At 64.7% G+C, this 23,715-nt stretch carries 25 protein-coding genes; 15 read left to right on the forward strand and 10 right to left on the reverse strand.

Annotated features, from left to right (window positions below; all coding sequences use genetic code 11):
* Window positions 1-90 precede the first annotated feature (90 nt).
* From AC0L3S_RS14415 to AC0L3S_RS14475, 13 genes are all read left to right on the forward strand, one after another.
* Complete coding sequence (locus AC0L3S_RS14415) at window positions 91-546, forward strand: phasin (RefSeq protein WP_027568907.1); 456 nt, start codon at window positions 91-93, stop codon at window positions 544-546.
* Between the two features lie 211 nt (window positions 547-757).
* Window positions 758-2,044: a DUF445 domain-containing protein gene (locus tag AC0L3S_RS14420; RefSeq protein ID WP_473279510.1), complete on the forward strand. Its 1,287-nt coding sequence runs from the start codon at window positions 758-760 to the stop codon at window positions 2,042-2,044.
* Between the two features lie 201 nt (window positions 2,045-2,245).
* Window positions 2,246-3,016, forward strand: a complete 771-nt coding sequence (locus AC0L3S_RS14425) for an esterase/lipase family protein (protein ID WP_473279511.1) — start codon at window positions 2,246-2,248, stop codon at window positions 3,014-3,016.
* 96 nt (window positions 3,017-3,112) lie between these two features.
* A complete protein-coding gene (gene paaX / locus AC0L3S_RS14430) occupies window positions 3,113-3,979 on the forward strand; it encodes a phenylacetic acid degradation operon negative regulatory protein PaaX (protein ID WP_473264120.1) in 867 nt (288 codons plus the stop codon).
* A 76-nt stretch (window positions 3,980-4,055) separates the two neighbouring features.
* On the forward strand, window positions 4,056-5,048 hold the full coding sequence (gene paaA / locus AC0L3S_RS14435; RefSeq protein WP_473279512.1) for a 1,2-phenylacetyl-CoA epoxidase subunit PaaA: 993 nt from the start codon (window positions 4,056-4,058) through the stop codon (window positions 5,046-5,048).
* A gap of 10 nt (window positions 5,049-5,058) precedes the next feature.
* Window positions 5,059-5,346 (forward strand): 1,2-phenylacetyl-CoA epoxidase subunit PaaB, encoded by a 288-nt coding sequence (paaB, locus tag AC0L3S_RS14440; protein ID WP_008136594.1) that lies wholly within the window; start codon window positions 5,059-5,061, stop codon window positions 5,344-5,346.
* A complete protein-coding gene (paaC, locus tag AC0L3S_RS14445; RefSeq protein ID WP_473279513.1) occupies window positions 5,346-6,122 on the forward strand; it encodes a 1,2-phenylacetyl-CoA epoxidase subunit PaaC in 777 nt (258 codons plus the stop codon). Before paaB ends, paaC begins: the two co-directional genes overlap by 1 nt.
* Window positions 6,116-6,619, forward strand: coding sequence for a 1,2-phenylacetyl-CoA epoxidase subunit PaaD (paaD, locus tag AC0L3S_RS14450; protein WP_473279514.1), 504 nt, complete (start codon window positions 6,116-6,118; stop codon window positions 6,617-6,619). The genes paaC and paaD overlap by 7 nt, the downstream gene beginning before the upstream one ends.
* A gap of 2 nt (window positions 6,620-6,621) precedes the next feature.
* Entirely contained in the window at window positions 6,622-7,704 is a 1,083-nt protein-coding gene (gene paaE, locus AC0L3S_RS14455) for a 1,2-phenylacetyl-CoA epoxidase subunit PaaE (protein ID WP_473279515.1), read from the forward strand.
* A 55-nt stretch (window positions 7,705-7,759) separates the two neighbouring features.
* A complete protein-coding gene (gene paaI / locus AC0L3S_RS14460; protein WP_473279516.1) occupies window positions 7,760-8,209 on the forward strand; it encodes a hydroxyphenylacetyl-CoA thioesterase PaaI in 450 nt (149 codons plus the stop codon).
* A gap of 30 nt (window positions 8,210-8,239) precedes the next feature.
* Window positions 8,240-9,571, forward strand: a complete 1,332-nt coding sequence (gene paaK / locus AC0L3S_RS14465) for a phenylacetate--CoA ligase PaaK (RefSeq protein WP_473279517.1) — start codon at window positions 8,240-8,242, stop codon at window positions 9,569-9,571.
* A gap of 64 nt (window positions 9,572-9,635) precedes the next feature.
* Window positions 9,636-10,640, forward strand: a complete 1,005-nt coding sequence (locus tag AC0L3S_RS14470; RefSeq protein WP_473279518.1) for a quinone oxidoreductase family protein — start codon at window positions 9,636-9,638, stop codon at window positions 10,638-10,640.
* Between the two features lie 2 nt (window positions 10,641-10,642).
* Window positions 10,643-11,701 (forward strand): YeeE/YedE family protein, encoded by a 1,059-nt coding sequence (locus AC0L3S_RS14475; RefSeq protein WP_473264113.1) that lies wholly within the window; start codon window positions 10,643-10,645, stop codon window positions 11,699-11,701.
* Here the strand turns inward: AC0L3S_RS14475 and AC0L3S_RS14480 are convergent.
* Complete coding sequence (locus AC0L3S_RS14480; protein WP_473279519.1) at window positions 11,680-12,594, reverse strand: DMT family transporter; 915 nt, start codon at window positions 12,592-12,594, stop codon at window positions 11,680-11,682. The genes AC0L3S_RS14475 and AC0L3S_RS14480 overlap by 22 nt on opposite strands.
* Window positions 12,595-12,693: 99 nt before the next feature.
* Between AC0L3S_RS14480 and pdxR the strand changes: the two genes are divergently transcribed.
* Window positions 12,694-14,124, forward strand: coding sequence for a MocR-like pyridoxine biosynthesis transcription factor PdxR (gene pdxR / locus AC0L3S_RS14485; RefSeq protein WP_473279574.1), 1,431 nt, complete (start codon window positions 12,694-12,696; stop codon window positions 14,122-14,124).
* 10 nt (window positions 14,125-14,134) lie between these two features.
* Here pdxR and AC0L3S_RS14490 read toward each other — a convergent pair whose 3' ends face one another.
* The 5 genes from AC0L3S_RS14490 to AC0L3S_RS14510 are packed head-to-tail and all read right to left on the reverse strand — an operon-like array spanning window position 14,135 to window position 18,898.
* Complete coding sequence (locus AC0L3S_RS14490; RefSeq protein WP_473279520.1) at window positions 14,135-15,358, reverse strand: bifunctional alpha/beta hydrolase/OsmC family protein; 1,224 nt, start codon at window positions 15,356-15,358, stop codon at window positions 14,135-14,137.
* A 27-nt stretch (window positions 15,359-15,385) separates the two neighbouring features.
* Window positions 15,386-16,048, reverse strand: coding sequence for a sulfite oxidase-like oxidoreductase (locus AC0L3S_RS14495; protein WP_473264110.1), 663 nt, complete (start codon window positions 16,046-16,048; stop codon window positions 15,386-15,388).
* A gap of 3 nt (window positions 16,049-16,051) precedes the next feature.
* Window positions 16,052-17,374: an MFS transporter gene (locus AC0L3S_RS14500; protein ID WP_473279521.1), complete on the reverse strand. Its 1,323-nt coding sequence runs from the start codon at window positions 17,372-17,374 to the stop codon at window positions 16,052-16,054.
* Window positions 17,375-17,407: 33 nt separating this feature from the next.
* Window positions 17,408-18,631, reverse strand: coding sequence for a cytochrome P450 (locus AC0L3S_RS14505; RefSeq protein WP_473279522.1), 1,224 nt, complete (start codon window positions 18,629-18,631; stop codon window positions 17,408-17,410).
* Between the two features lie 57 nt (window positions 18,632-18,688).
* A complete protein-coding gene (locus AC0L3S_RS14510; RefSeq protein ID WP_007607931.1) occupies window positions 18,689-18,898 on the reverse strand; it encodes a ferredoxin in 210 nt (69 codons plus the stop codon).
* 134 nt (window positions 18,899-19,032) lie between these two features.
* On the opposite strand from AC0L3S_RS14510, the gene AC0L3S_RS14515 reads away from it, so the two are divergent.
* Window positions 19,033-19,680, forward strand: a complete 648-nt coding sequence (locus AC0L3S_RS14515; RefSeq protein WP_473279523.1) for a TetR/AcrR family transcriptional regulator — start codon at window positions 19,033-19,035, stop codon at window positions 19,678-19,680.
* Here AC0L3S_RS14515 and AC0L3S_RS14520 read toward each other — a convergent pair.
* From AC0L3S_RS14520 to AC0L3S_RS14535, 4 genes are all read right to left on the reverse strand, one after another.
* The gene (locus AC0L3S_RS14520) at window positions 19,677-20,327 is read right to left on the reverse strand and encodes an aspartate/glutamate racemase family protein (protein ID WP_473279524.1); all 651 of its coding nucleotides are present in this window, start codon (window positions 20,325-20,327) and stop codon (window positions 19,677-19,679) included. The two genes, AC0L3S_RS14515 and AC0L3S_RS14520, sit on opposite strands and share 4 nt — an antisense overlap.
* Window positions 20,328-20,390: 63 nt before the next feature.
* Window positions 20,391-21,404, reverse strand: a complete 1,014-nt coding sequence (locus tag AC0L3S_RS14525) for an amino acid ABC transporter substrate-binding protein (RefSeq protein ID WP_473264105.1) — start codon at window positions 21,402-21,404, stop codon at window positions 20,391-20,393.
* Between the two features lie 12 nt (window positions 21,405-21,416).
* Window positions 21,417-22,766, reverse strand: coding sequence for an aspartate aminotransferase family protein (locus tag AC0L3S_RS14530; protein WP_473264104.1), 1,350 nt, complete (start codon window positions 22,764-22,766; stop codon window positions 21,417-21,419).
* Window positions 22,767-22,768: 2 nt separating this feature from the next.
* Window positions 22,769-23,641, reverse strand: coding sequence for a MurR/RpiR family transcriptional regulator (locus AC0L3S_RS14535; RefSeq protein WP_473264103.1), 873 nt, complete (start codon window positions 23,639-23,641; stop codon window positions 22,769-22,771).
* Between the last annotated feature and the right edge of the window lie 74 nt (window positions 23,642-23,715).

A 23,715-nucleotide genomic window follows, 5' to 3' on the forward strand; every position in this document is an offset into this window, starting at 1 on the left:
ACAATTAACTATGCCATATAAGCCATGCCCCGGGCCAAAACCGGACGGGGTGAGCCCATAGCTCAACCCAATGAGGATGGAGAGACCCCAATGACCACCGAAACCAACACCGCTTTCGAAGGCTTCAAGGACGCGTTCAAGAACATCCAGAACCTGGAAGTTCCCGAGGCCGCCCGCGAGTTCGTCAAGAAGTCCGCCAACACCGCCAAGGACCGTGCTGCCGAGGTGTTCGCTGGCTCCGAGCGCGTGACCGCTGCCGTCGAGAACGCGGTGACCGAGTCCGTCACCGAAGCCGGCAAGATCAGCCGCAACATCCAGCAGGCGATCTACGAGGATGCCGAGGCATTCTTCGCGGGCATCGACAAGCTCGCGTCCGCCAAGTCGTTCAGCGAAGCTGTCGAGATCCAGTCCGGCCTGCTCCGCGCCCGCGGCGAAGCGTTCGTCTCGCGCGCCAAGGCGACCACCGACTATTTCGGCAAGCTCGCCGCTAACGGTGCGAAGTCCGCTCAGGACAATTTTGCCAAGGTCTACAACAAGACCGCCTGATACGACGCCCTGAGTAAAACTGAATTTGAGGCCCGCTTCGGCGGGCCTTGTTTTTTGTCTGTTGCGTTCCCCGGATGCTGTGCAGCGCGCCGCGTTTGCGGCGTGGTGCACTGCTGATCCGGGGTCCATGCTGGGTCCCGGCTCTGCGGCGCATCGCTCCGCGCTGCACCGCGTCCGGGACACGCGGAGATCGACGCGCTAAGTATCTACCATGACTCCACCCGCCACCTTCTCGTTCGATTCCCCAGGCGACGCCGAACGCGCAGCCGAGCTTCGCCGCGTGAAAGCGCTGGCGACGCTGGTGCTGGGCTCGACGCTTGTCCTGTTCGTCGTCGCGAAATGGCTGCTGCCCGTGCATCCCGTGTTCGGTTTCATAGCGGCCTTCGCCGAAGCCGCGACCATCGGCGGGCTCGCCGACTGGTATGCGGTGGTGGCGCTGTTCAAGCGTCCACTGGGTCTGCCGATCCCGCACACCGCGATCATCCAGAGCAACCAGGCCCGTATCGCCGACAAGCTCGGCGAGTTCATCCAGGTGCATTTCCTCGAGGCTGCTCCCGTTGAGGCCAAGCTGAAGGAGATCGATTTCGGCTCCTTCGTCGCCGACTGGCTGCGCGACCGCAAGCGCAGCGACGACCTCGCGCGCTTTGCGTTGCGCCTGCTGCCGGAGGCCGTCTCTGCGACGGAAAGCTCGGGCCTGATGACCTTCATCCTTCGCCGCATGTCCTCGCAGCTCCAGGCCATCGATCTGGCGCCGCTCGCGGCCGGCACGTTGCGCGGGTTCGTCGCGGAGGGACGCCACCAGATCCTGTTCGACGATCTCCTGCGCGTGATGCACGAGACGCTGAACCAGACCGAGACGATGGGGATGATCCGCGAGAAGGTGCGTGCGGAGTTGCCGACCTTGCTCAGGCTCTACCGGGCCGACAAATTTCTGGTGAACAAGATCGTGGCCTCCGCCACCGCGTTCTTCAATGAAGTGCGCAGCGATCCCAAACATCCGTTCCGCGGCGAGTTCGATCGCATGGTGCTGAGCTTCGTCGACCGGCTCGGCACCGACCAGGCCTATGTCGACCGCATCGACGGCTTGAAGCGCGATCTGCTCGCGCGTCCCGAGCTTGCCGATCTCGCCCGCACCGTCTGGGCCAACACGCGGTCATTCATCGAGCGTAGTGCAAGCGGCGAGACGCAGGTGCTGCAGCATCATCTCGCCGGCATGTGCGTCGCGGCGGGCGAAGCGCTTGCCGGCGATGCCGAGCTTCGCGGCGAGATCAACAAGGGTCTGGTCGCGGTGCTCCGCAGTTTCGTCGCGGACCAGAAGAGCGGTGTTTCAACCTTCATCTCCGACCAGGTCAAGTCGTGGGACATGGCGCAGCTGATTTCGCTGATCGAAATCAACATCGGCCGCGACCTGCAATACATCCGCTTCAACGGCTCGCTGATCGGCGGGCTGGCGGGCCTTGCGCTTTACTCCGTAGAATTCCTGCTTCGATTGTTGTGACTTTTGCGTCACGGACGCCAGCATTAGCGCGCCGGCCTATTGTGGCCCGGTGTGTCTCCCGCTTGAATGTCGGGAACCCGCTGCCTAGCTGATTCATGTTGCGTTGCGGAACGATCAAGAAGCCGGCGTGTTGGAATCCCATACCCATTTGCCGGCAAACAACCGGTGGCCTTTTCAGCAATTCTCCCAAGGGGACCATTGATGACCGCTACTGCCCAGACGCTGAGCCCGCCGTCTCGCACCCTGATGTTCCTGGAAGGGCGAGCGATCCACGAGTTCGGCGCGTTCCTCGGCGCGCTGCCGCTGCTCAGCCTTGCGCCGCGCGGCGATGGACATCCGGTGCTGGTGCTGCCGGGCCTCGTGGCCTCCGACGGGTCCACGCGCGCGCTGCGGACGTTTCTGTCGGGCAAGGGCTATGCGGTGAGCGGCTGGCGCCAGGGCCGCAATTACGGCCTGCGCGAGGGCGTGCAGTACGCGATGGTGGATCTGGTTCAGGAGCTCAGCGACAGGCATGGCCGCAAGATCAGCCTGGTCGGCTGGAGTCTCGGCGGTCTCTATGCGCGCCAGCTCGCCAAGATGATGCCCGACCGCGTGCGCCAGGTGATCACCCTCGGCAGCCCCTTTGCCGGCGATCCGCATTCGACCAATGCCTGGCGCGTCTATGAATGGGCGAGCGGGCGGAAGTCCGACGAGGTCGATCCGCAGTTCGGCGGCGATCTCGCCGTCCCGCCGCCGGTGCCGACCACGGCGATCTTCAGCCGCACCGACGGCGTCTGCGCCTGGCAGGGCTGCATGGAGAAGTCGGGCGCGCAGACCGAGAGCATCGAGATCGAGAGCAGCCATTGCGGCATGGGCCATCATCCCGCCGCGGTATTCGCGGTGGCTGATCGCCTTGCGCAAAAGGAAGGCAGCTGGCGGCCCTTCGACCGCAGCGGCTGGCGCAGCGTGGTCTATCCCGACCCGCATCGGTAGTTCTTTGCCTCTCCCCGTAAGAGCGGGGAGAGGGAGCAACAAGACCGTCGCACCCGTCCATTGTCGCGCCCGCACCAAACGCGCTATGCCTCGCGCATGGCGCATCCGTTGTCCCGCATCATCGAGCAGCTCAAGCGCGAGCCTTCGCGCACCGGCTCAATCGTCATTACCGTCTTCGGCGACGCCATCGTGCCGCGTGGCGGCTCGGTATGGCTCGGCACGCTGCTGGAATTCTTCGAGAGCCTGGACATCGACAGCGGCGTGGTGCGTACCGCGATGTCGCGACTTGCCGCCGATGGCTGGCTGTCGCGCGAAAAGCTCGGCCGCAATAGTTTTTACCGCTTGGCCGACAAGGGCCGCCAGATCTTCGAGGCCGCGACACGCCATATCTACGATCCGCCGCCATCCGACTGGACCGGACGCTTCGAGCTGCTTCTGATCGGCAATGGTGAGGATCGCGATGCCTCGCGCGAGGCGCTCCGCAATGCGGGCTTCGGCAGCCCGCTGCCGGGCGTGTGGGTGGCCCCGTCAGGTGTGCCAGTGCCGGATGAGGCCGCGGGCGCCATCCGTCTGGAAGTCTCGGCCGAGGATGACAGCGGCCGCCGGCTACTCAGTGCGAGCTGGCCGCTGGATCGCACTGCGGACGCCTATCTCAAGTTTATGAAGACGTTCGAGCCGCTGCGCGCCGCGATCGCGCGCGGCACGGACTTGTCCGAGGCCGACGCCTTCACGGCGCGGATCCTCTTGATCCACCATTACCGCCGGGTCGTGTTGCGCGATCCGCTGCTGCCCGAAACTCTGCTTCCGGCGAACTGGCCGGGCAAGGCCGCCCGTGCGTTGTGCGGCGACATCTATCGCGCGCTGCTTGTCCCGTCGGAACAATGGCTTGATGGTCATGGAACTAATGAAAAGGGGTCATTGCCGCCGGCGCGAAGACTCTTGGAACGGAGATTCCAAGCTTGATCGTTATGTTACAGAAATATCTTGCATGAGATAATTCTTGTTATATATTGCCTCTCAATAAAATGGGAGGATGCGCATGTATACCCAGGCGCTGAACACGGCCGAGACCGATGATCGCGGCCTCGAGGATGCGGCCAAGGCGGCGCAGTTCCAGACGCGCATCGATGCCGAGGAGCGCATCGAGCCGAACGACTGGATGCCGGCGGCCTATCGCAAGACGCTGACCCGGCAGATCTCCCAGCACGCTCATTCCGAAATCGTCGGCATGCTGCCCGAAGGCAACTGGATCACGCGCGCGCCAAGCTTGCGCCGCAAGGCCGCGCTGCTCGCCAAGGTGCAGGACGAGTGCGGCCATGGGCTTTACCTCTATGCCGCGGCCGAGACGCTCGGCACGTCGCGCGAAGAGCTGGTCGACGCCATGCTCGCGGGCAAGGCAAAATATTCCTCGATCTTCAACTATCCGACGCTGACCTGGGCCGACATCGGCACCATCGGCTGGCTGGTCGACGGCGCCGCGATCATGAACCAGATCCCGCTGTGCCGCTGCTCTTACGGTCCTTATGCGCGCGCGATGATCCGCGTCTGCAAGGAGGAGTCGTTCCACCAGCGCCAGGGCTACGAGATCATGCTGACGCTGTGCCGCGGCTCCGACGAGCAGAAGGCGATGGCGCAGGATGCCTTGAACAGGTGGTGGTGGCCGGTGCTGATGATGTTCGGCCCGCCCGATGCCACCAGCCAGCACAGCGACATCTCGACGAAATGGAAGATCAAGCGCTTCTCCAATGACGAGCTGCGGCAGAAGTTCGTCGACGCCACCGTGCCGCAGGCGCAATATCTCGGCCTCACCATTCCCGATCCCGGCATGATTCAGGGTGCGGACGGGCACTGGCGTTACAGCGAGATCGACTGGACCGAGTTCAAGCAGGTGCTCGCCGGCAACGGCCCGTGCAACCGTGACCGAATGGCTGCGCGCCGCAAGGCGCACGACGAGGGCGCCTGGGTACGCGAGGCGGCAGCTAGCTATGCCGCCAAGCGCGCGCAGCGTCGAACTGCACAAGCGGCAGAGTAGGGAGATCACGATGGCCACGCCGAACACGCCGCTGTGGGAAGTCTTCATTCGCAGCCGCAACGGGCTTGCGCACAAGCATGTCGGCTCGCTGCATGCGAGCGACGCCACGATGGCCTTGCAGGCCGCCCGCGATATCTACACGCGTCGCGGTGAGGGCCTTTCGATCTGGGTCGTGCCGTCGACGGCGATCACCGCAAGCGATCCCGCCGAGAAGGGCATGATGTTCGAGCCGGCGGAATCGAAGATCTACCGGCACCCGACGTTTTACGAGGTGCCCGAGGAAGTGGGGCACATGTGATGCCCGTCGCGAACATCCAGGTCTCCGAAACGCCGCTAGTGCTTTACGCATTGCGCCGCGCCGACGATGCGCTGATCCTCGGCCACCGGCTCTCGGAATGGTGCGGACATGCGCCGATGCTGGAAGAGGACATGGCGCTCTCCAACATCGCGCTCGACCTCATCGGCCAGGCCCGCGAGCTCTACTCTTACGCCGCCAAGGCCGAAGGCAAAGACAACGACGAGGACAAGCTCGCCTACCTGCGCGACGTCAGGCAGTACCGCAATCTGCTGCTGGTCGAGCAGCCCAATGGCGATTTCGCCCAGACACTGGTGCGGCAGTTTTTCTACTCCGCCTTCGCTGATCTCTACTGGCGGGCGATGATGACTTCGCGCGACGCTGCGCTTGCGGCCATTGCCGCCAAGTCGGAGAAGGAGAGCGCCTATCACCTTCGCCATGCCTCGGAGTGGATCATCCGGCTGGGCGACGGCACCGACGAGAGCCATGCCCGCGCGCAGGCCGCGATCGATCATCTCTGGGCGTTCACCGGTGAGATGTTTGCCGTCCACGACGGCGAGCGCGCCTTGATCCATGCCGGTATCGCCGTAGACCCAGGGACCTTGCGAGGTCCCTGGCTGACGACACTCTCGGACGTGATCGGCGAAGCCACGCTCAAACTGCCGCAGAACGACTGGATGCAGCAGGGCGGCCGCGTGGGCCGGCACAGCGAACATCTTGGCCATCTTCTGTCCGAGCTGCAGTCGGTACAGCGCACCTTCCCGGGGCAGACATGGTGATGGTGCTGGAGCCCCATAGCGAACTGCGCCAACGGGCCTGGGATGCCGCGGCGAGCGTGGTCGATCCCGAAATTCCGGTTGTGACCATCGCCGATCTCGGCGTGCTGCGTGATGTTGTCCTCGATGGTGATCACGTCGAGGTCGCGATCACCCCGACCTATTCGGGCTGCCCGGCCATGAACATGATCGCGCTGGAAATCGAGGTCGCGCTGGAGCGCGCGGGTTTCCGCAGTCCAAAGGTCCGCACCGTACTGTCGCCGGCCTGGACCACCGACTGGATGAGCGAGGAGGGCAGGCGGAAGCTTCACGCCTACGGAATCGCGCCGCCGCAAGCTTCGAATTCACGCCGCGCACTGTTCGGCGAGCAAGCCGTTGCGTGCCCGCAATGCGGCTCGGCGAATACCGAGCTGCTGTCCGAATTCGGCTCCACCTCCTGCAAGGCGCTCTGGCGCTGCAGGGCCTGCCGCGAACCCTTTGATTATTTCAAATGTCATTGATCATGTCAGCAGCCGCACCACGTTTCCATCGCCTGGCCGTCAACGACCTCCGCCGCGAGGCGTCGGACGCCATATCGCTGACATTCGCCATCCCGGCGGAGCTTGCGACCGACTACGCCTTCACGCCCGGCCAATACCTCACGCTCCGCACCGTGCTGGATGGCGAGGAAGTGCGCCGCTCCTATTCGATCTGCTCCGGTCCTGAGGACGGCGAGATCCGCATCGCCGTGAAGAAGGTGGACGGCGGCGCGTTTTCGAGCTGGGCGGCGGACGATCTGAAGTGCGGCGACGCGCTGGACGTGATGACGCCCACGGGACGCTTCGGCGTGATCCCGCCGGCCAGCGCCGGCCGCATCCATGTCGGCTTTGCCGCAGGCTCCGGCATCACGCCGATCCTGTCGATCGTCAAGGGCACGCTTGCGCGCGAGCCGGACAGCCAATTCTTCCTGTTCTACGGCAATCGCACGACCGACAACATCATGTTCCTCGAGGCGCTCGAAGAGCTCAAGGATCGCTTCATCGACCGCCTCTCGATCTTCCACGTCATCTCGGGCGAGGAACAGGACATTCCGATCCTGCACGGCCGGCTCGACGGCAACAAGGTGAGGGTGCTGCTGCGTTCGCTGGTGCCGGCCGCGAGCATCGATCACGTCTTCATCTGCGGCCCCCTCGGCATGAGCGAAGAGATCGAGGCGACTTGCCGAGGACTAGGCATCGCGGAAGAGCGCATCCATGTCGAGCGGTTTGTCTCCGAGTTCGGCGGCAAGCCGCGGCCGAAAAAGATGGTTGCCCCGGACGCGCCGCCGAAAGCGATCGCGTCGCTGATCATCGACGGCAAGCGCCGCGACGTGCCGGTTGCCGAGGACGAGGCGATCCTCGATGCCGCGCTACGCGCCGGTGTCGATCTGCCCTTCGCTTGCAAGGGCGGCATGTGCTCGACCTGCCGTGCAAAACTGGTGGAGGGTGAGGCGCCGATGGACATCAACTACTCGCTGGAACCCTGGGAGCTGAAGGCCGGCTTTGTCCTGACCTGTCAGGCCAAGCCATCGTCGGAGCGGGTCGTGGTCGATTACGACCAAGTTTGACAGTCTTAGCCAGGCAGCAGAACATCGTGTCCAAACAATCGGACGGGAGGAGCGCGTGAACGTCAAAGCCACCTTGTCGCCCGAGGATGTTGCCCGCGCCTGCGCCGATGCGATGTGGGCGGAGGACGATGCCTCCAAAGGACTCGGCATGGAGATCGTCGAGGTCGGGCCGGGCTATGCCACGCTGGCTATGACTGTACGGCCGGACATGGTCAACGGCCAGCGCATTGCCCATGGCGGCTTCATCTTCACGCTGGCCGATTCGGCCTTCGCTTTCGCATGCAACTCGCACAACGATCGCGTCGTAGCGGCGCAGGGCCAGATCACCTTCATCAAGCCGGGCAAGCTCGGCGATCGCCTCGTCGCAAAGGCGCGCGAGGTCACGCGCGGCGGGCGCTCCGGCATCTATGACGTGCGCGTCACCGCCGGCGATACAGTCATCGCCGAATTTCGCGGGCATTCACGTGTGATTCCTGGCACGTGGCTGCCCGCGCAAGACCAATAAAGAAGAACGAACTCATGTGGGGAAACGAGGATGGCTCTGACGAGGCTCAAGGAAGGTGGGAACACCTACCGCGCCGAAATGGACGCGCACGAGCGCGCGTCACGTGACGAGATCCAGGCGCTCCAGACGGAGCGGCTGGCCTGGTCGCTGAAGCACGCCTACGACAACGTCGCGCATTATCGCAACGCCTTCGACGCGGCCGGCGTGCACCCGTCCGCCTTTCGAGAGCTCTCGGACCTTGCGAAATTTCCGTTCACGGTGAAGACCGACTTGCGCGACAATTATCCTTTCAACATGTTTGCCGTGCCCCGTGAAAAGCTGGTGCGCGTGCATGCGTCCTCCGGCACGACGGGCAAGCCGATCGTGGTGGGCTATACGCAACGCGACATCGACACATGGTCGGACGTGATGGCGCGCTCGATCCGCGCCGCCGGCGGTCGCACCGGCATGATCATCCACAATGCCTATGGCTACGGTCTCTTCACCGGCGGGTTAGGGGTGCACTACGGCGCCGAAAAGCTCGGCTGCACCGTGGTGCCGATCTCCGGCGGGATGACAGAGCGGCAGGTGCAGCTCATCAACGACTTCCGGCCCGACATCATCACGGTGACGCCGAGCTACATGCTGGCGATCCTCGACGAGTTCAAGCGCCAGAAGCTCGATCCGCGTCAATGCTCGCTCAAGGTCGGCATCTTCGGTGCCGAGCCCTGGACCAATGCGATGCGCGGCGAGATCGAAGAAGCCTTCGACATGGACGCGACCGACATTTACGGCCTATCCGAGGTGATCGGGCCCGGCGTTGCGCAGGAGTGTATCGAGACCAAGGACGGCCTGCACATCTGGGAGGATCATTTCTATCCTGAAGTCATCGACCCCGAGACCGGTGCGGTGCTGCCCGACGGGGAGAAGGGCGAACTGGTGTTTACTTCGCTCACCAAGGAAGCCTTTCCGGTGATCCGCTATCGCACCCGCGACCTGACGCGGCTTCTGCCGGGCACGGCGCGGCCCGGCATGCGGCGGATGGAGAAGGTGACGGGGCGCTCGGACGACATGATCATCCTGCGCGGTGTCAATCTGTTCCCGACCCAGATCGAGGAGGTTCTGCTCGCGACCGATTGGTGCGGCGGGCATTTCGTCCTGGAACTCACCCGCGAAGGCCGCATGGACGAACTGACCATCATTGCCGAGGCGCGGCCCGAGAGCTGGGATGGCCGGGGTCTCCTCGACCATGCCGATCGGATCTCAACCCATATCAAGAACTCGATCGGGATCAGCTCCAACGTGCGGGTTGTTGCGCCGGCGACGCTGGAACGCTCGCTCGGCAAGGCCAAGCGCCTCTACGACAAGCGGCCCAAGGATTGACTTGACGGATTGACTTGATCGTCCGCAGAGGCGACAAGGCCCGCGAGAAATCGCGGGTTTTTCCATGTCAACAGCCGATCCCAAAGCCATCGACGCGCGCTGTGTGCGCCTCAACGCGAAGGCCGAGAATGCGGCTGCGATTGCGCCGGTGGTTGAGCGTCAGACGCTCGCTCGCGGCCCTAGCGATCTCCTGATCGAGGTCAGGGCCGCCGCCGTCAATCCCTCGGACGTCAAGGCCGCGACCGGGCTGATGCCGTATGCCGTCTTCCCACGCACGCCGGGTCGAGATTACGCCGGCGTGGTGATCGAGGGGCCGGCCGGTACCATCGGCCGCGAGGTGTTCGGCTCCTCCGGCGATCTCGGCATCCGTCGCGACGGCACTCACGCCAGCCATCTCGTCGTTGAATCCGACGCGGTGGTCGATAAGCCCAAGACCGTGTCCTGGGAGGAGGCCGCCGGCATCGGGGTGCCCTTTGTCACCGCAATGGAGGGTTTTCGCCGCGCCGGCATTCCAAAGCCCGGGGAAACGGTGCTGGTGTTCGGCGTCAACGGCAAGGTCGGTCAAGCAGCGGTGCAGATCGCGACATGGCAGGGCGCGCGTGTCATCGGCGTGGTGCGCAAGGCGGAAGCTTATGAGGGCCACACCAACGCCTCCATCGAGGTGATCGACGCTTCCGCGACCGACGTCGCCACACGCGTGCGCGAGTTGACCGATGGTAGAGGCGCCGACATCGTCTTCAACACGGTCGGCGATCCCTATTTCCAGGCGGCGCACAAGTCGCTCGCGCTTCGCGGTCGCCAGATCCTGATCGCCGCGATCGACCGCATCGTGCAGTTCAACATTCTCGAATTCTATCGCGGGCAACATACCTATGTCGGCATCGACACGCTCGGCCTGTCGTCGATCGCGACAGGCGCTGTGCTGCGTGAGCTCGGCCCGGGCTTCGCGAGCGGGCACCTGAAACCGTTCCCGATCAAGGCGAACGCCGTCTATCCGCTCGAACGCGCGAAGGAGGCCTATGTCGCCGTTGCCGGCTCGTCGCGGGATCGTGTGATCCTGAAGCCTTGATCATGGAATCGTCCACCCAGCTCGTCGTCCTCGCCGGCCTCGTCATTGGCCTGGTTTACGGCGCCGTCGGCCTGCTCAGCGGCTTCTGCCTGATGAGCAGCATGCGCGGCTGGCTGTCGGAGGGGGATGGGCGGCTGGTACGCACCTATGCGCTGGCGATCGCGGTCGCGACGGCAGCGAGCCAATTCCTCGCCGGCAACGGCATGGTTGATCTCGGCAAATCGATCTACCTGCAACAGTCCTTTTCGGTGCCAGTACTGTTTCTCGGCGGGCTTCTGTTCGGATACGGCATGGTGCTGTCGAACGGCTGCGGTTCGCGCGCGCTGGTGCTGCTCGGTCGCGGCAATCTCCGCTCCTTCGTCGTGGTGGTCGTGCTCGCCATCGCCGCGCAGATGACGCTCAAGGGCCTGATCGCGCCGGCGCGCATCGCGCTGGTCCAGGCCTCGCAAACCACGGTCAACGTGAATTCGCTGCCGTCATTGTTGGCCGTGTTCGGTCCGGCTGAAGCGGTTTCGCGCGCGATGGCCGCTGCTGTCATCGTCGTTGTGCTGATCCTGTTTGCTTTCGCGCACCCGGCGTTCCGGCGTTCGCCCGGCCAGATTGCGGCCGGTGTCATCGTCGGTCTCCTCGTCGCGGGCGGCTGGTTCGTCACCGGCTATCTCGGCGCGGATGATTTCAACCCCGTCCCTGTGACCTCGCTCACGTTCATCGCGCCGATCGCGGACAGCCTGCAATATGCCATGCTCTCGACCGGTCTGACGCTGAACTTCGGCATCGCGACAGTTGCCGGCGTCTTCGCCGGCAGTCTGGTCACCGCCCTTGCCACGGGCCGCTTCCATCTCGAAGGCTATTCCTCGCCACGTCACATGCTGCGATCGGCCGGCGGCGCTGCGCTGATGGGCATCGGCGGCGTGATGGCGTTCGGCTGTTCGATCGGGCAAGGGCTCACCGGCGTGTCGACGCTGGCGCTGGGCTCGTTCGTCGCGGTCACCGGCATCCTGCTGGGCACGACAGCTGGCCTGCGCGGAAGCCTGCGTGTTCAGCCGCTGGCCGTAGCCTGACGGCGGAGCAACCGGTCGCCCAGCGTCGCGAGGCCGATGCCCGTGACGATCAGCGCGGCTGCGATGACAAGGCTCATGTCGATGGGTTCACCCAGCAGGATCGCGGCTGTGGCTATACCGACGAGCGGCGTCCCGGTGGTGCCGAGCGACGTCGTCAGCGCCGAGATGCTCTTGTTGACCATCGACATCGCCCAATAGGCCAGCGCCGTCCCGATCAAGCCGGAATACAGGAACAGCAGCACGAGCCTCCACGACCATTCCGCGTGCGGCAGTCCGTGCGTCACGGCGGCCGATCCCGTCAGCACGATCGTCGCCACGAGCACCTGCCAGATCAAAAGCTGGAGCGGGGACGCGATCCAGCGATGCGCGCGGATATAGATGATGTTTGCGGCCCATGAAATCGCGGCCAGGATGATCATGCCTGCGCCGAGCACGACGTTGGTGTTGGTCCAGTCGATCGATGCCGGATTCAGGATCACGGCAAGGCCGATCAGCCCGAGCAAGGCGCCGGCCAGCTTTGGCGCGGTCAGCGTGTCCTTCCCGAGCAGCGGCGCGGCGATCGCGACCCAGAGCGGCGTGGTGTAGCCCAGCACGATGGCCTTGCTTGCGGGCAGGAAGCGCACACCAGTCGCAACCAGCACCGAGAACACCGTCATGTGCAGCAGTGCGACGCTGAGGATTACCGGAATGTCGCGCCGCTCCGGGATCACCAGATTGTTGCTCAGTCCGAGGATCGCGAACAATCCGGCCAGCGCGATCCAGCTCCGGATTGCCGACGTCCACAGGGGCGGGAGGAACTGGACGAGCTGCTTCGTCACCGACCAGTTCACGCCCCAGGCCAGCACGACGATGAGGAACAGGCCGACGGCCGCGCGGGGTGAGAGGGAGTTCATCGGAAATCCTTGAAGCAGTTCTATCAGGCGAATAGCATCCCGTTTGGCACCTGAAAAAGTGCCAGATCGGAAAGGATTAAGGTGCCAGTTCCGGACAGCATGATTTCCGCCCTGATCGACCTGAACCGGGCCGACGACAACGGACTGGTGGCTCAGCTGACGAGCCAGCTCCGAAGCTTGATCGCGACGGGCCGCCTCGGCAAAGGCCGCACGCTGCCGTCGAGCCGCCGGCTTGCGAGCGATCTCGGCGTCTCGCGCAACACCGTCAGCTATGCGTTCGAGCAGCTCGCCGCCGAGGGATATCTCGAAGCCTCGCACGGCCGCCGTCCGATGGTCACAGTCGACGGCGGCGAGCGCGTCGCAGAGGCGGGTGCCGTCGCATCTCGCATGCGCCCTGGCAAGCCGCGGCTTTCGCCCTGGGCCTCGAGCCTCACGCAAACCGACTGGCCGATGTCTTATCAGGCGCGACTGAGACCCTTGCGTCCCGGGCACGGCGATTTCAGGGAGTTTCCAAACGAGGTCTGGGCGCGCTGCCTGCGCCGCAGCGCCGTGCGCGCGGCCAAGCGCGAGCTTGGACCGGTCAACCGGACGCGCCTGCGCGAGGCGCTGGCACACTATCTCGCGGCCAGCAGGGGTGTGCGCGCGACGGCGGATCAGATCCTGATTCTGCCGAGCGCACAGGCGGCGCTGACCTTGATTGCGGCTGCCCTCATCACGCCCGGCGACGACGTCTGGGTCGAGGATCCCGGCTACCCCGGCGCCGCAGCCGCCTTCCGCGCCTCCGGTGCGCGCGTGACCGGGATCAGGTTGGACGAGCAGGGCATGCAGCGGATTCCGGGGATGGCGACCCCGACATTGATCTTCATGACGCCGTCGCACCAACACCCGACCGGTCGCCTGATGTCGCTCTCGCGCCGCACGGAATTTCTTGGCCTGAGCAGGCGCGGCAAGACCTGGATCGTGGAGGACGATTACGACGGCGAATTCCACTATGACAGCCGGCCGGTGCCGGCCTTGCAGGGACTCGATGCCCATGGCCGCGTGTTCTATGTCGGCACGTTCTCCAAGGCCATGACCTCGGACATCCGGCTCGGTTACCTCGTCGTTCCGCCGTCCCTGGTCAACACCTTGGAGATCGCACAGCGGCACATCGGGCTGATCGCCCCGAGCCACGTCCAGGAAGCGCTGGCCGAGTTCATTGCCGACGGGCATTTCCTGGCGCATCTGCGCCGGGTGCGTCGGATCTATCACGCCCGCCGCGATCACCTCGTGCAGGGATTGGAGCGCCATTTAGGCGACGTGCTCGCGGCCGAAGTGCCCCCGGGCGGCATTCAGCTCGTCGCGCGCCTCAAGCGCGGTCGCGCCGATCACGCGGCGGTCAAGCGGCTGGTCGAAGCGGGCGTTGAAACGCGTGCCCTGTCCGGCTTGGCAGTTGGCAGGCCGCGCGATCACGGTCTGTTGCTCGGCTTCGCGGCCTGGCGCGAGGGCGAGATCACCGCGGCATTGCGAACGATGGCGTCGTGCTTCTAGCGCCAGCGTCCTAGGCCACAGCCCTCGTCACGATGCGGATTTCCGAGGTCAGCGTCCGGTGCACCGGGCACTTGTCGGCGATCTCCATCAGTTTCTTGCGCTGCTCGGGATCGAGCGCGCCGTCCATCGCGATGTCGCGCTCGATTTGGTCGAGCATGCCCTCGCGCGTCTCGCACTCCATGCAGTCTTTTGCATAGATCTTGGAATGCTTCAGCGAGACGGTGACACGATCGAGCGGCAGCGACTTGCGGTCGGCATAGAGACGCATAGTCATCGAGGTACAGGCCCCGAGGCCAGCGAGCAGGAGATCGTAGGGACCTGGGCCGGCATCCTCGCCGCCGGCGGCGACCGGCTCGTCCGCGATGAGCTGATGCGGACCGACGGAGATGGTCTGGTTGAACTTGCTCTTGCGGGTCTCCTGCACCACGACCCGGCGCGGCGCCTCGGGGAGATCCATTGCCTTCGCGGGTTTGGCTGTGTCGATGTACCGGCTTGCCCAGGCCGCGATCACGTCGGCTGCATAGAGCGCGTCGGCCGGCCCGGTCAGGAGATGATCGGCATGATCGAGCGAGACGAAGCTCTTGGGATGCCGGGCGGAGACGAAGAGCTTCGTCGCATTCTCGATACCGACGGTATCGTCGACCGGAGAATGCATCACCAACAGCGCCTTGTGCAGGCCGGTGACGTCTTTCATCAGTTCGTGCTCGGCGATGTCGTCGAGGAATTCGCGCTTGATCCGGAACGGGCGTCCTGCAAGCGAGACTTCGACCTCACCTTGCGTGCGAATGTCGTCGAGATGCTCTTTGAACAGGCCGGTGACGTGGGCGGGATCGGACGGTGCCGCAATGGTCACAACCGCCTTGGCTTCCGGGATTTGTCCTGCTGCCGCAAGGATCGCGGCGCCGCCGAGGCTGTGACCGATCAAGATAGATGGCACCTTGCGGACGCTACGCAGATGATCGGCCGCGCGCACGAGATCGGCCACGTTTGAGGAAAACGTCGAATTGGCAAAATCCCCTTCACTCGAGCCGAGCCCGGTGAAGTCGAAGCGAAGCACCGCGATGCCCTTGGCGGCGAGCGCGACCGAGATGCGTTTGGCGGCCAGCGTGTCCTTGCCGCAGGTGAAGCAATGCGCGAACAGCGCGAAGGCCGCGGGCTCGCCGTCGGGTAGCTCCAGCGCGGCCGAAAGTTGATGGCCGCCTTCGCCGATGAATTGAAAGCGCTCTGTCGGCATGGGCTTCCCCCCGTCCTTGCTTTGAATCTAATCGCCCGAATAGCGCTGCTCTGCCCAGGGATCGCCGCGGTTATGATAGCCGCGGACTTCCCAGAAGCCCGGCGCGTCCTCGGTCAGGAATTCGATCGACTGAACCCATTTGGCGCTCTTCCAGAAATACAGATGCGGCACGACCAGCCGCACCGGGCCGCCATGTTCGGCCGACAATGGCTCACCGGACCAGCTATGGGCGAGCAATGCGTCATCGGCGGCAAAGTCGTCCAGCGCGAGGTTAGTGGTGTAGCCGTCATGGGAATGCAGCACGACGAAGCGCGCGTCCTGGCGCGGCTGGCAGGCTGCGAGCAGCTCGCGCGTGGCGAGCCCCTCCCACTCATTGTCGTAGCGCGACCATGTGGTGACGCAGTGGATGTCGGAGGTGAACCGCGCCTGCTTCTGGGCGGCGAACTCTGCAAAGGTCCAGAACACGGGGGTCTCGATCGCGCCGTAGACGTCGAGCCGCCAGCGCTCGCGCGAAATCGGCGGCACGACGCCCAGATCGAGCACCGGCCAATCTTTTGTCAGATGCTGGCCGGGCGGCAGGCGCTGATCTTCCGGGCGCGTGATCTTGCCGGTCAAAAAGCGGCCTTCACGCGCCCATTTTTCCTTGGTGCGCGTCAGCTTGCTGTCGGGCGGCTCGTTGTCTTCGGCCATCGGCTACTCGTGGCGGTGCATCGCAGAGGCGTGCTTGGTGTCGCGCATGGTGGAATAGATGATCAGTGACAGGCAGATGATACCGGCGAGATAGTAGTAGAACCACGCCTCATGCCCGATGCTCTTGAAATAGAGCGCGATCGCCGGCGCCGTGCCGCCGAACAGCGAGACGGTGATCGCATAGGGCAGGCCGACGCCGAGGGCGCGGACATTGGTCGGGAACAGCTCGGCCTTCACTACGGCGTTGATCGAGGTGTATCCGGCGACGAACAGCCAGGCGCAGCAGATCAGGATGAACGCGATGAAGGGCGACTTGGTCTCCTTCAGCGTCATCAGCAGGGGCACGGTTGCGAGCGTGCCGGCGGCGCCGAAGAAGATCAGCAGCGGCTTGCGGCCGATCTTGTCGGAGATGGCGCCATAGATCGGCTGCAGGATGGTCGCGAAGATCAGCGTGCCGAAGATCACGAAAGTGGTCTGGTCCTCGGTCAACCCCACCGAAAGCTTGACGAAGGTCTGCATGTAGGTGGTGAAGGTGTAGAACGCCGCAGTGCCGCCCGCGGTCAGGCCGACCACCAGGAGCAACTCGCGGGGATAGCGCAGCAAATTGGTGAGCGAGCCGGTCGGCTTCACCACCTTCTTGGCTTCTTCGAAGGCCTCGGTCTCGTGCAAGCCGCGCCGCATCACCGCGGCAAAGATCGCGAGCGCCGCACCGATCGCAAACGGGATGCGCCAGCCCCAGGCTCTCAATTCCTCCGGCGTGAGGAAGATCTTTTGCAGAAGCAGCAGCACGATGATCGCGGTGAGCTGGCCGCCGATCAGGGTGACGTATTGGAAACTCGAATAGAAGCCGCGGTGCTTGGGGTCGGCGACCTCGCTGAGGTAGGTGGCGCTGGCGCCGTATTCGCCGCCGAGACTCAAGCCTTCGATGACGCGGGCGAGCGCCAGGATCACCGGCGCGGCGAAGCCGATCGTGGCGTAGGTCGGCGTCAACGCGATGATCAGCGAGCCGAAGCACATGAAGACGACCGACAGCGTCAGCGAGATGCGCCGCCCGTAATGATCGGCGATATAGCCGAACAGCCAGCCGCCCAGCGGCCGCATCAGGAAGGTCGCCGCGAATACGACGGCGACATTCAATTGCTGGACGACGGGGTCGTTGCCGGGAAAGAAGGCGGGAGCGAAATAGAGCGCAAACGCGGTATAGGCGTAGAAGTCGTACCACTCGACGAGATTGCCGATCGAGCCGATGAAGATCGCCTTGATCCGGCGCTTGGCGTCGGCGATGTCAATGTGGTCGGAGGCCGGTCGGTTTAGCTGCTCAGTCACGTCCGGCCTCTCCGTATCGCAGTTTGGAAAGGTCTACATCGCCTTTCCAAGCAAAAATGGCAACTGGCGGGGGCCTCTGACGGTTCCCTGGGACCAGGTCACCGTGCCTGCCGGATCGAGGGCGAAGTCCGGAATTCGCTTCAGCCATTCCTCCAGCGCAACCTGCATCTCCATGCGCGCAAGGTTCGAGCCGACGCAGCGGTGGATGCCGAGGCCAAAAGCTGCGTGGCGGTTCTCGCGGCGGTCAATCACGACCTTGTCAGCATCCGGAAACATTTTCGGGTCACGGTTGGCGGCCGGGAAGGACAGCAGCACCATGTTGCCTGCCTTGACCGGGCAGCCTGAGACCGTGGTCTCCTTGACGACTTCGCGGGCCATCGTCACCGGCGAATAGGCGCGCAGCAGCTCCTCCACCGCGGTCGGGATCAGCCCGGGCTCGGCAATCAGGCGCTCGCGATCGGCGGGCGTCCGGGCAAGATGCCACAGCGAGGAGCCGATCGCGCTCCAGGTGGTGTCGATGCCGGCAATCAGGAGCAGGCGCAACGAGCCCAGCACGTGTGAATCCTCGAGCGGATTGCCGTCCTTGTCCCGGGCATTCATCAGGTAGGAAATGAGGTCGTCGGTCGGCTTTTGCTTGCGCGCCTCGATATGGCCGCTGAAATAGCCGCTCATCTCGTGCACCGCCTGTAGCAACGTGTTTTCGTCCTTGATGCCAAGTTCCAGGATCATGTGGATCCAGCGGATGAAGAGATCGCTGTCTGTCTCGGGGATACCGAGCATGTGGGCGATTGCGCGAACCGGAATGTGCTTGGTGTAGCGCTCTGCCGCGTCGAGCCGGTCTTCAGCAATGAAGCCGTCGATTAACTCGTTGCAGATCGCGCGCACCCGCGGCTCCAGCTTCTTCATCGCGTCCGGCGTGAACGGCGGCAGCAGCAATTGCTTGGCTGGCTTGTGCACCGGCGGATCGGACGTGATCGGCGGGGCGGCGTTTCTGCTGGTGATTTCCGGCCGCACGTCGCGGACGATGATGCGACGCGAGGAGAAATGCTCGCTGTCGTTGGCGATCTCGCGCACCGCTTCATAGGTCGTCGGCAGATAGCAGCCTAGGAAGCGGTCGGTATGCACGATCGGGCTTGCGGCGCGCAGCTCGTCCCAGATCGGGAAGGGATCTTCCGTCCATTGCGGATCGGTGTGGTCGAAATCATGGACCCAGTCGGTCACGGGCGGATGGGCGGCGGGCTGGCTGATGTCGGACATCTCGAAATCCCTCGGGGCTCGTGGTCACGGAAGGCACGCGGGCAGAAGCCGGGCGCGCTACTCCTCGATCACGTCGATCGCGATTTCCGGACAATTGGATTTGGCAAGCCAGGCCTTGTCTTCGAGGCCGGGCGGGACGGTGCCGTCGCCGGCTTCGTGGGCGTTGCCGTATTCGTCGAGCTCGAACAACTCCGGCGCCAGCGCCTTGCAGCGCGCGTGCCCTTGGCATTTGTCGGGATCGACGTGAACCCTCAGTCGCTCTGTCATGGCGGCTTCCTCGGTCGTGTGCACCCCGGCCGAAGCCGGCGCGCGCTCCCATTTGAATTTTTGTTCAAGTTATAGGCTATTACATTCGCGGCAGGCTTCCCCTGTCAAGCGCAAACTTATAGGCTCTGCGCAACATGCGTTCACAACTCGCCCGCAAGCCCGAGAACACCTACCACCATGGCGATCTCCGCGACGCCTTGATCAAGGCCGCACTGCGCGAAGCCGAGCAGGGTGGAACGGAGGCGATCAGCATCAAAGCGCTGGCAAAGCAGCTGGGCGTCTCGCAGCCGGCGCCCTACCGCCATTTTGCCGATCGCGAGGCGCTGCTTGCGGCGGTGACGGCGGAGGCGTTCCGGCAGCTCAGCGGGATCTTGCGGGCGGCGATGGCAAAGCAGTCGAAGCGGTCGAAACTGTCGCTGCTGGCGCAGGCGACGCTGGATTTCGGCTTACGTCGCAACGGTGTCTATCGCTTGATGTTCGCCTCGCGCACGGTGTCGTGTGCGGCGAAAGGCAGCGAGCTGCACGAAGCGACGCGCGAAACCTTTGCGCTCGTGGTCGAGGCGCTGGAAGCTCCGGCAGTTGATTACTTGCGCGAGCGGCAGGCGCTCAAGATCTGGGCGGCGGTGCACGGCGTGGTGATGCTGGCCGAGCAGGGACTGTTCACCGGCGAGGCGGCCCATGCCACGCGCGAGGATCTTGTCGAGGATTTTGTCAGCGAAACGAAGGCGGCACTTGCGGCGGCGATCAAGGGTGCGCGGCGCCGGAAAAAGGCTGGCGCCTAGGTCTTCGCTTTCAGCAACTTCATCAGCTTCTCGACGGCGCTTTCAGGCGTGGTCACGACGGGGCGGCCGGTAGCTTCTGCCACTACGGGCGCAGTTGCCGCGATGCTGAACTGCGCGAGCGCGACGACGTCGCAATCGCGCAAATCATGTGCGGCTTCCACGATCAGCCGGTCGTGAGTCGCGCGGTCGCCGCGGTCGAGCGCGGCCAGCGCTCCTTCGGCAAGCTTCGGTACGATCTGGACGGAGGAAGGAAACTCCGGCGGCATCGAGGCCAGCGTCGGCGCGAAGGTCGAGAGCAGGCCGATGCGCTGGCCCATCGTCACCGCCCGTTCGATCATGGCTTCGTTCGGCTTGAGCACCGGCATCGGCGCATGCGCGCGCGCGACCGCCTCGATGCAGGGACCGAAGGCCGAGCAGGTGAACAGGATCGCATCCGCGCCTGTCGCCGCGGCGTAGTGGCCGAGCGCAAGAAAGCGTTCGGTCATGGCATCATTGAGCTTGCCGTCACGCGCCAGATCCGACGAGAGGCTGTCGTCGAGCAGGTTCATCAGCCGTGCTTCCGGCCACGCCTTCGCGAACGCAGCTTCGATCGGAGCGATGGAATGCTTGAGGGCGTGGATGAGGGCGATGCGAGGAGACGTCGGCATTGAACGTTACCTGATGGGAGGTCGCGTGCCCCGGACGCAGCGCGTCCGGGACACGCAAAACGTTTACTTGAACGGCACCGCGTACATCAAGCCGCCCTTGCTCCAGAGGCCGTTGAGGCCGCGCTCGAGCTTGAGCGGGCTCGCCTTGCCGACATTGCGCTCGTAGATCTCGCCGTAATTGCCGGTGGCCTTGAGGGCCGTGACCAGCCATTTGTTGTCGAGCCCGAGGCGCGAGCCGAGATCGCCGGAGGCGCCCAGCAGGCGCTGGATCGCGGGCGTCTGCGACTTCGCCATCTCGTCGACATTGCCTTGTGTGACGCCGAGCTCTTCGGCCTCGATCAAGCCGTAATGCAGCCAGGTGATGATGTCGCTCCAGACCTCGTCGCCATTGCGGGTGAAGGGGCCGAGCGGCTCCTTGCTGATGGTCTGCGGCAGCACGACGTAGTCGGCCGCGTTCGGCGCCGCGGTCGTCACGGCGCCGGCGAGCGCGGAAGCGTCCTGGGTCATGGCATCGCAACGGCCGCCGAAGAAGGTCTGGTACATGGTGTCGACGCGGTCGAACACCAGCGGCTTCCAGTCGATGCCGTTGGCGCGGCCGTAGTCGCCGAGCGTGACCTCATGCGTGGTGCCCTGCGCGACGCAGACGGTGGCGCCCTTGAGATCCTTGATCTCCTTCACGCCGAGGTCTTTCTTCACCACAAAGCCCTGGCCGTCGTAGAAGTTGATTGGACCCTGCCGCAGGCCGAGCGTGACACCGCGCAGATAGGTCTGCGTCGAGTTGCGGTAGAGCACGTCGATCTCGCCGGACTGGAGCGCGGTGAAGCGGTTCTGCGCGGTCAGCGAGACGTAACGCACCTTGGTGGCATCGCCGAGCACGCCGGCGGCGAGTGCGCGGCAATAATCGACGTCGAGACCCTTGTAGTTGCCTTGCGAATCCGGTGCGGAGAAGCCGGCAAAACCGGCGCTGACGCCGCATATCAGCGTGCCGCGGCTCTTCACAGTGTCGAGCGTTGCCGCCGCCGCGACGACTGTCGATGCCGCGAGCAAGCCGGCTACGATAACCACTTTCCTCATCATGCTATTCTCCCCTCACTGATTGACACGACACAATACGTTGTCGACAGCCGTGCCGAGCTTGTCGACGATCAGGTCGATCTCCTCCGCGGAGGTGATATAGGGCGGCGCCAGCAGCACGTGGTCGCCACGGACGCCGTCCACGGTGCCGCCACCGGGATAGCAGCCGAGACCGTTGGCGAAGGCCTCGGCCTTGATCTTCTGGTTCAGCTTCAGCGCGGGATCGAACGAGGTCCGGCTGGCGCGATCGGCGACGAGCTCGATCGCCCAGAACAGGCCGCGGCCCCTGATGTCGCCGACATGGCGGTGATTGCCGAAGCGCTCGGTGAGCCGCTGCTCGAGCTGCTTGCCGCGCTCCTTGACCCGATCGAGCAGGCCGTCCTCGCGGATCACGTCCTGCACCGCGAGCGCAGCAGCGCAAGCGAGAGGGTGCGCCAGATAGGTGTGGCCGTGCAGGAAGGCGCCCGAGCCTGAGCGGATTGTGTCGATGACCTTGCCACTGGCGAGCATCGCGCCGATCGGCTGGTAGCCGCCGCCGAGACCTTTGGCGATCGCCTGGATATCGGGCGCGATGCCTTCCTGCTCCCAGGCGTGCGCGGTGCCGGTGCGGCCCATGCCGCTCATGACCTCGTCGAGAATGAGCAGGGCGCCGTGTCGGTCGCAGATCTCGCGCACCGCCTTGAAGTAGCCGTCCGGCGCCGTCACAGCACCAGCGGTGGCGCCGACGACGGGCTCGGCGAGAAATGCGGCGACCGTGTTGGGGCCGAGGCGCTGAAACTCGGCTTCGAGTTCGGCCGCAAGCCGGGCAACGAATTGTGCGTCGGATTCGCTCTCGTGCTTCTCGTGATAAGCGAAAGCCGGGGTCACATGGCTGAAGGCGTCTGAGAGCAGCGGCGCGTAGGGCGCGCGGCGCCAGGCATTGCCGCCCGCCGCGAGCGCGCCGAGCGTATTGCCGTGATAGCTCTGCCGCCGCGCAATGAAGTGCTGCCGCTGCGGCTCGCCGCGTTCGATGAAATACTGCCGCGCGATCTTGATGCTGGCTTCGATCGCTTCCGATCCGCCGCTGACGAAATAGGCGTAGGCGAGGCCACCGGGCTCATGCCCGACCAGCCTCTCGGCCAGCGCCTCCGCCGGCTCGGACGTGAAGAAGGCTGTGTGAGCGTAGGCCAGCGTCGAAGCCTGCTTCGTGATCGCTGCGATCACGCGCGGATGCTGGTGGCCAAGACAAGAGACCGCCGCGCCGCCGGAGGCGTCGATCACGCGGCGTCCGTCCTCGGCAAAGAGATAGACGCCTTCGCCGCCGATCGCCTTGGGCGGCGTTTCGCGCAGCGAGCGATGCAGCACACGGCTGGTGCGAGCGGCCATGGTCAACCTTTCTCGGATACGTAAGTTGAAGCCGCGGCGAGCCGCGCCTCGGTATTCTCAAGGCGCTTCTTCGCGGTCGTGCCGCCGAGCGAAAACGTCACGGCGGCGAGCGATTGCGCGATCGCAATGGCGCCGGTGAGGCTCGGGAAAAAGCCGGGAGAGGAGGCCGCCTCGAACAGCAGCACGTGATCGGCGCCTTCAGCCATCGGCGCCGAAGGGCTATCGGCGATCGCGATCAGGGCCGCGCCGGCGCGATAGGCGGCCTGCGCGACCCGGACGCTCGCATGGGTGTAGGGCATGAAGCCGATGACGATGACGGCCTCGCCGGGCCGGAACGCGCCCATGTCGAGATCATCGGGGCCGGACGCGCCGACGAGTTGCACCTGTTCGGGACGAAACAGCCGGAGTTCGTAGTTCAGCAGTTCCGCGACGCTGCGACAGCTTCGGTAGCCGGTGATCCAGATCCGCTTGGCGTCGTGGAGCGCACGCGCCGCTTCCGCAATCGGCTGGGCCGGGATGCGCGGAAGGCCGGCGGCCTCGGCCTGCAGCTTCTCGGTGACGAGCGCAACATCGGCGTTCGGGCCGTGGCGGCGACTTTTGGCGCGGCCGGAGAAGGGCGCGATCTGCGAGGGCCGCCGCGCCTCCGTCAGCGCCGCACGCAATTCATCCCAGCCCGAATAGCCGATCGCCTTGGCAAGCCGCGTGAACGCGGCGGGATCGGCGCCGGCGACCGCTGCGAGATCGCGCATCGAACGCGTGGTGGCGTCGTAATCATTCGCCGCGACGAAACGCCCGACCTCCTGCAGTCGCATCGGAAGCGATGGCAATGCAATGCGCAGTTCGCTCAGCGGCGAGGATTTCGCGGGCTCGGCCATGAAACATTTGTTGCACAAAGTAGAGTTTGGTGCAACAGTTGACGTACGCCGCCGGAAATCGCCGTCTTGAGAAG

It is taken from the genome of Bradyrhizobium sp. Ken01 (assembly GCF_055807355.1).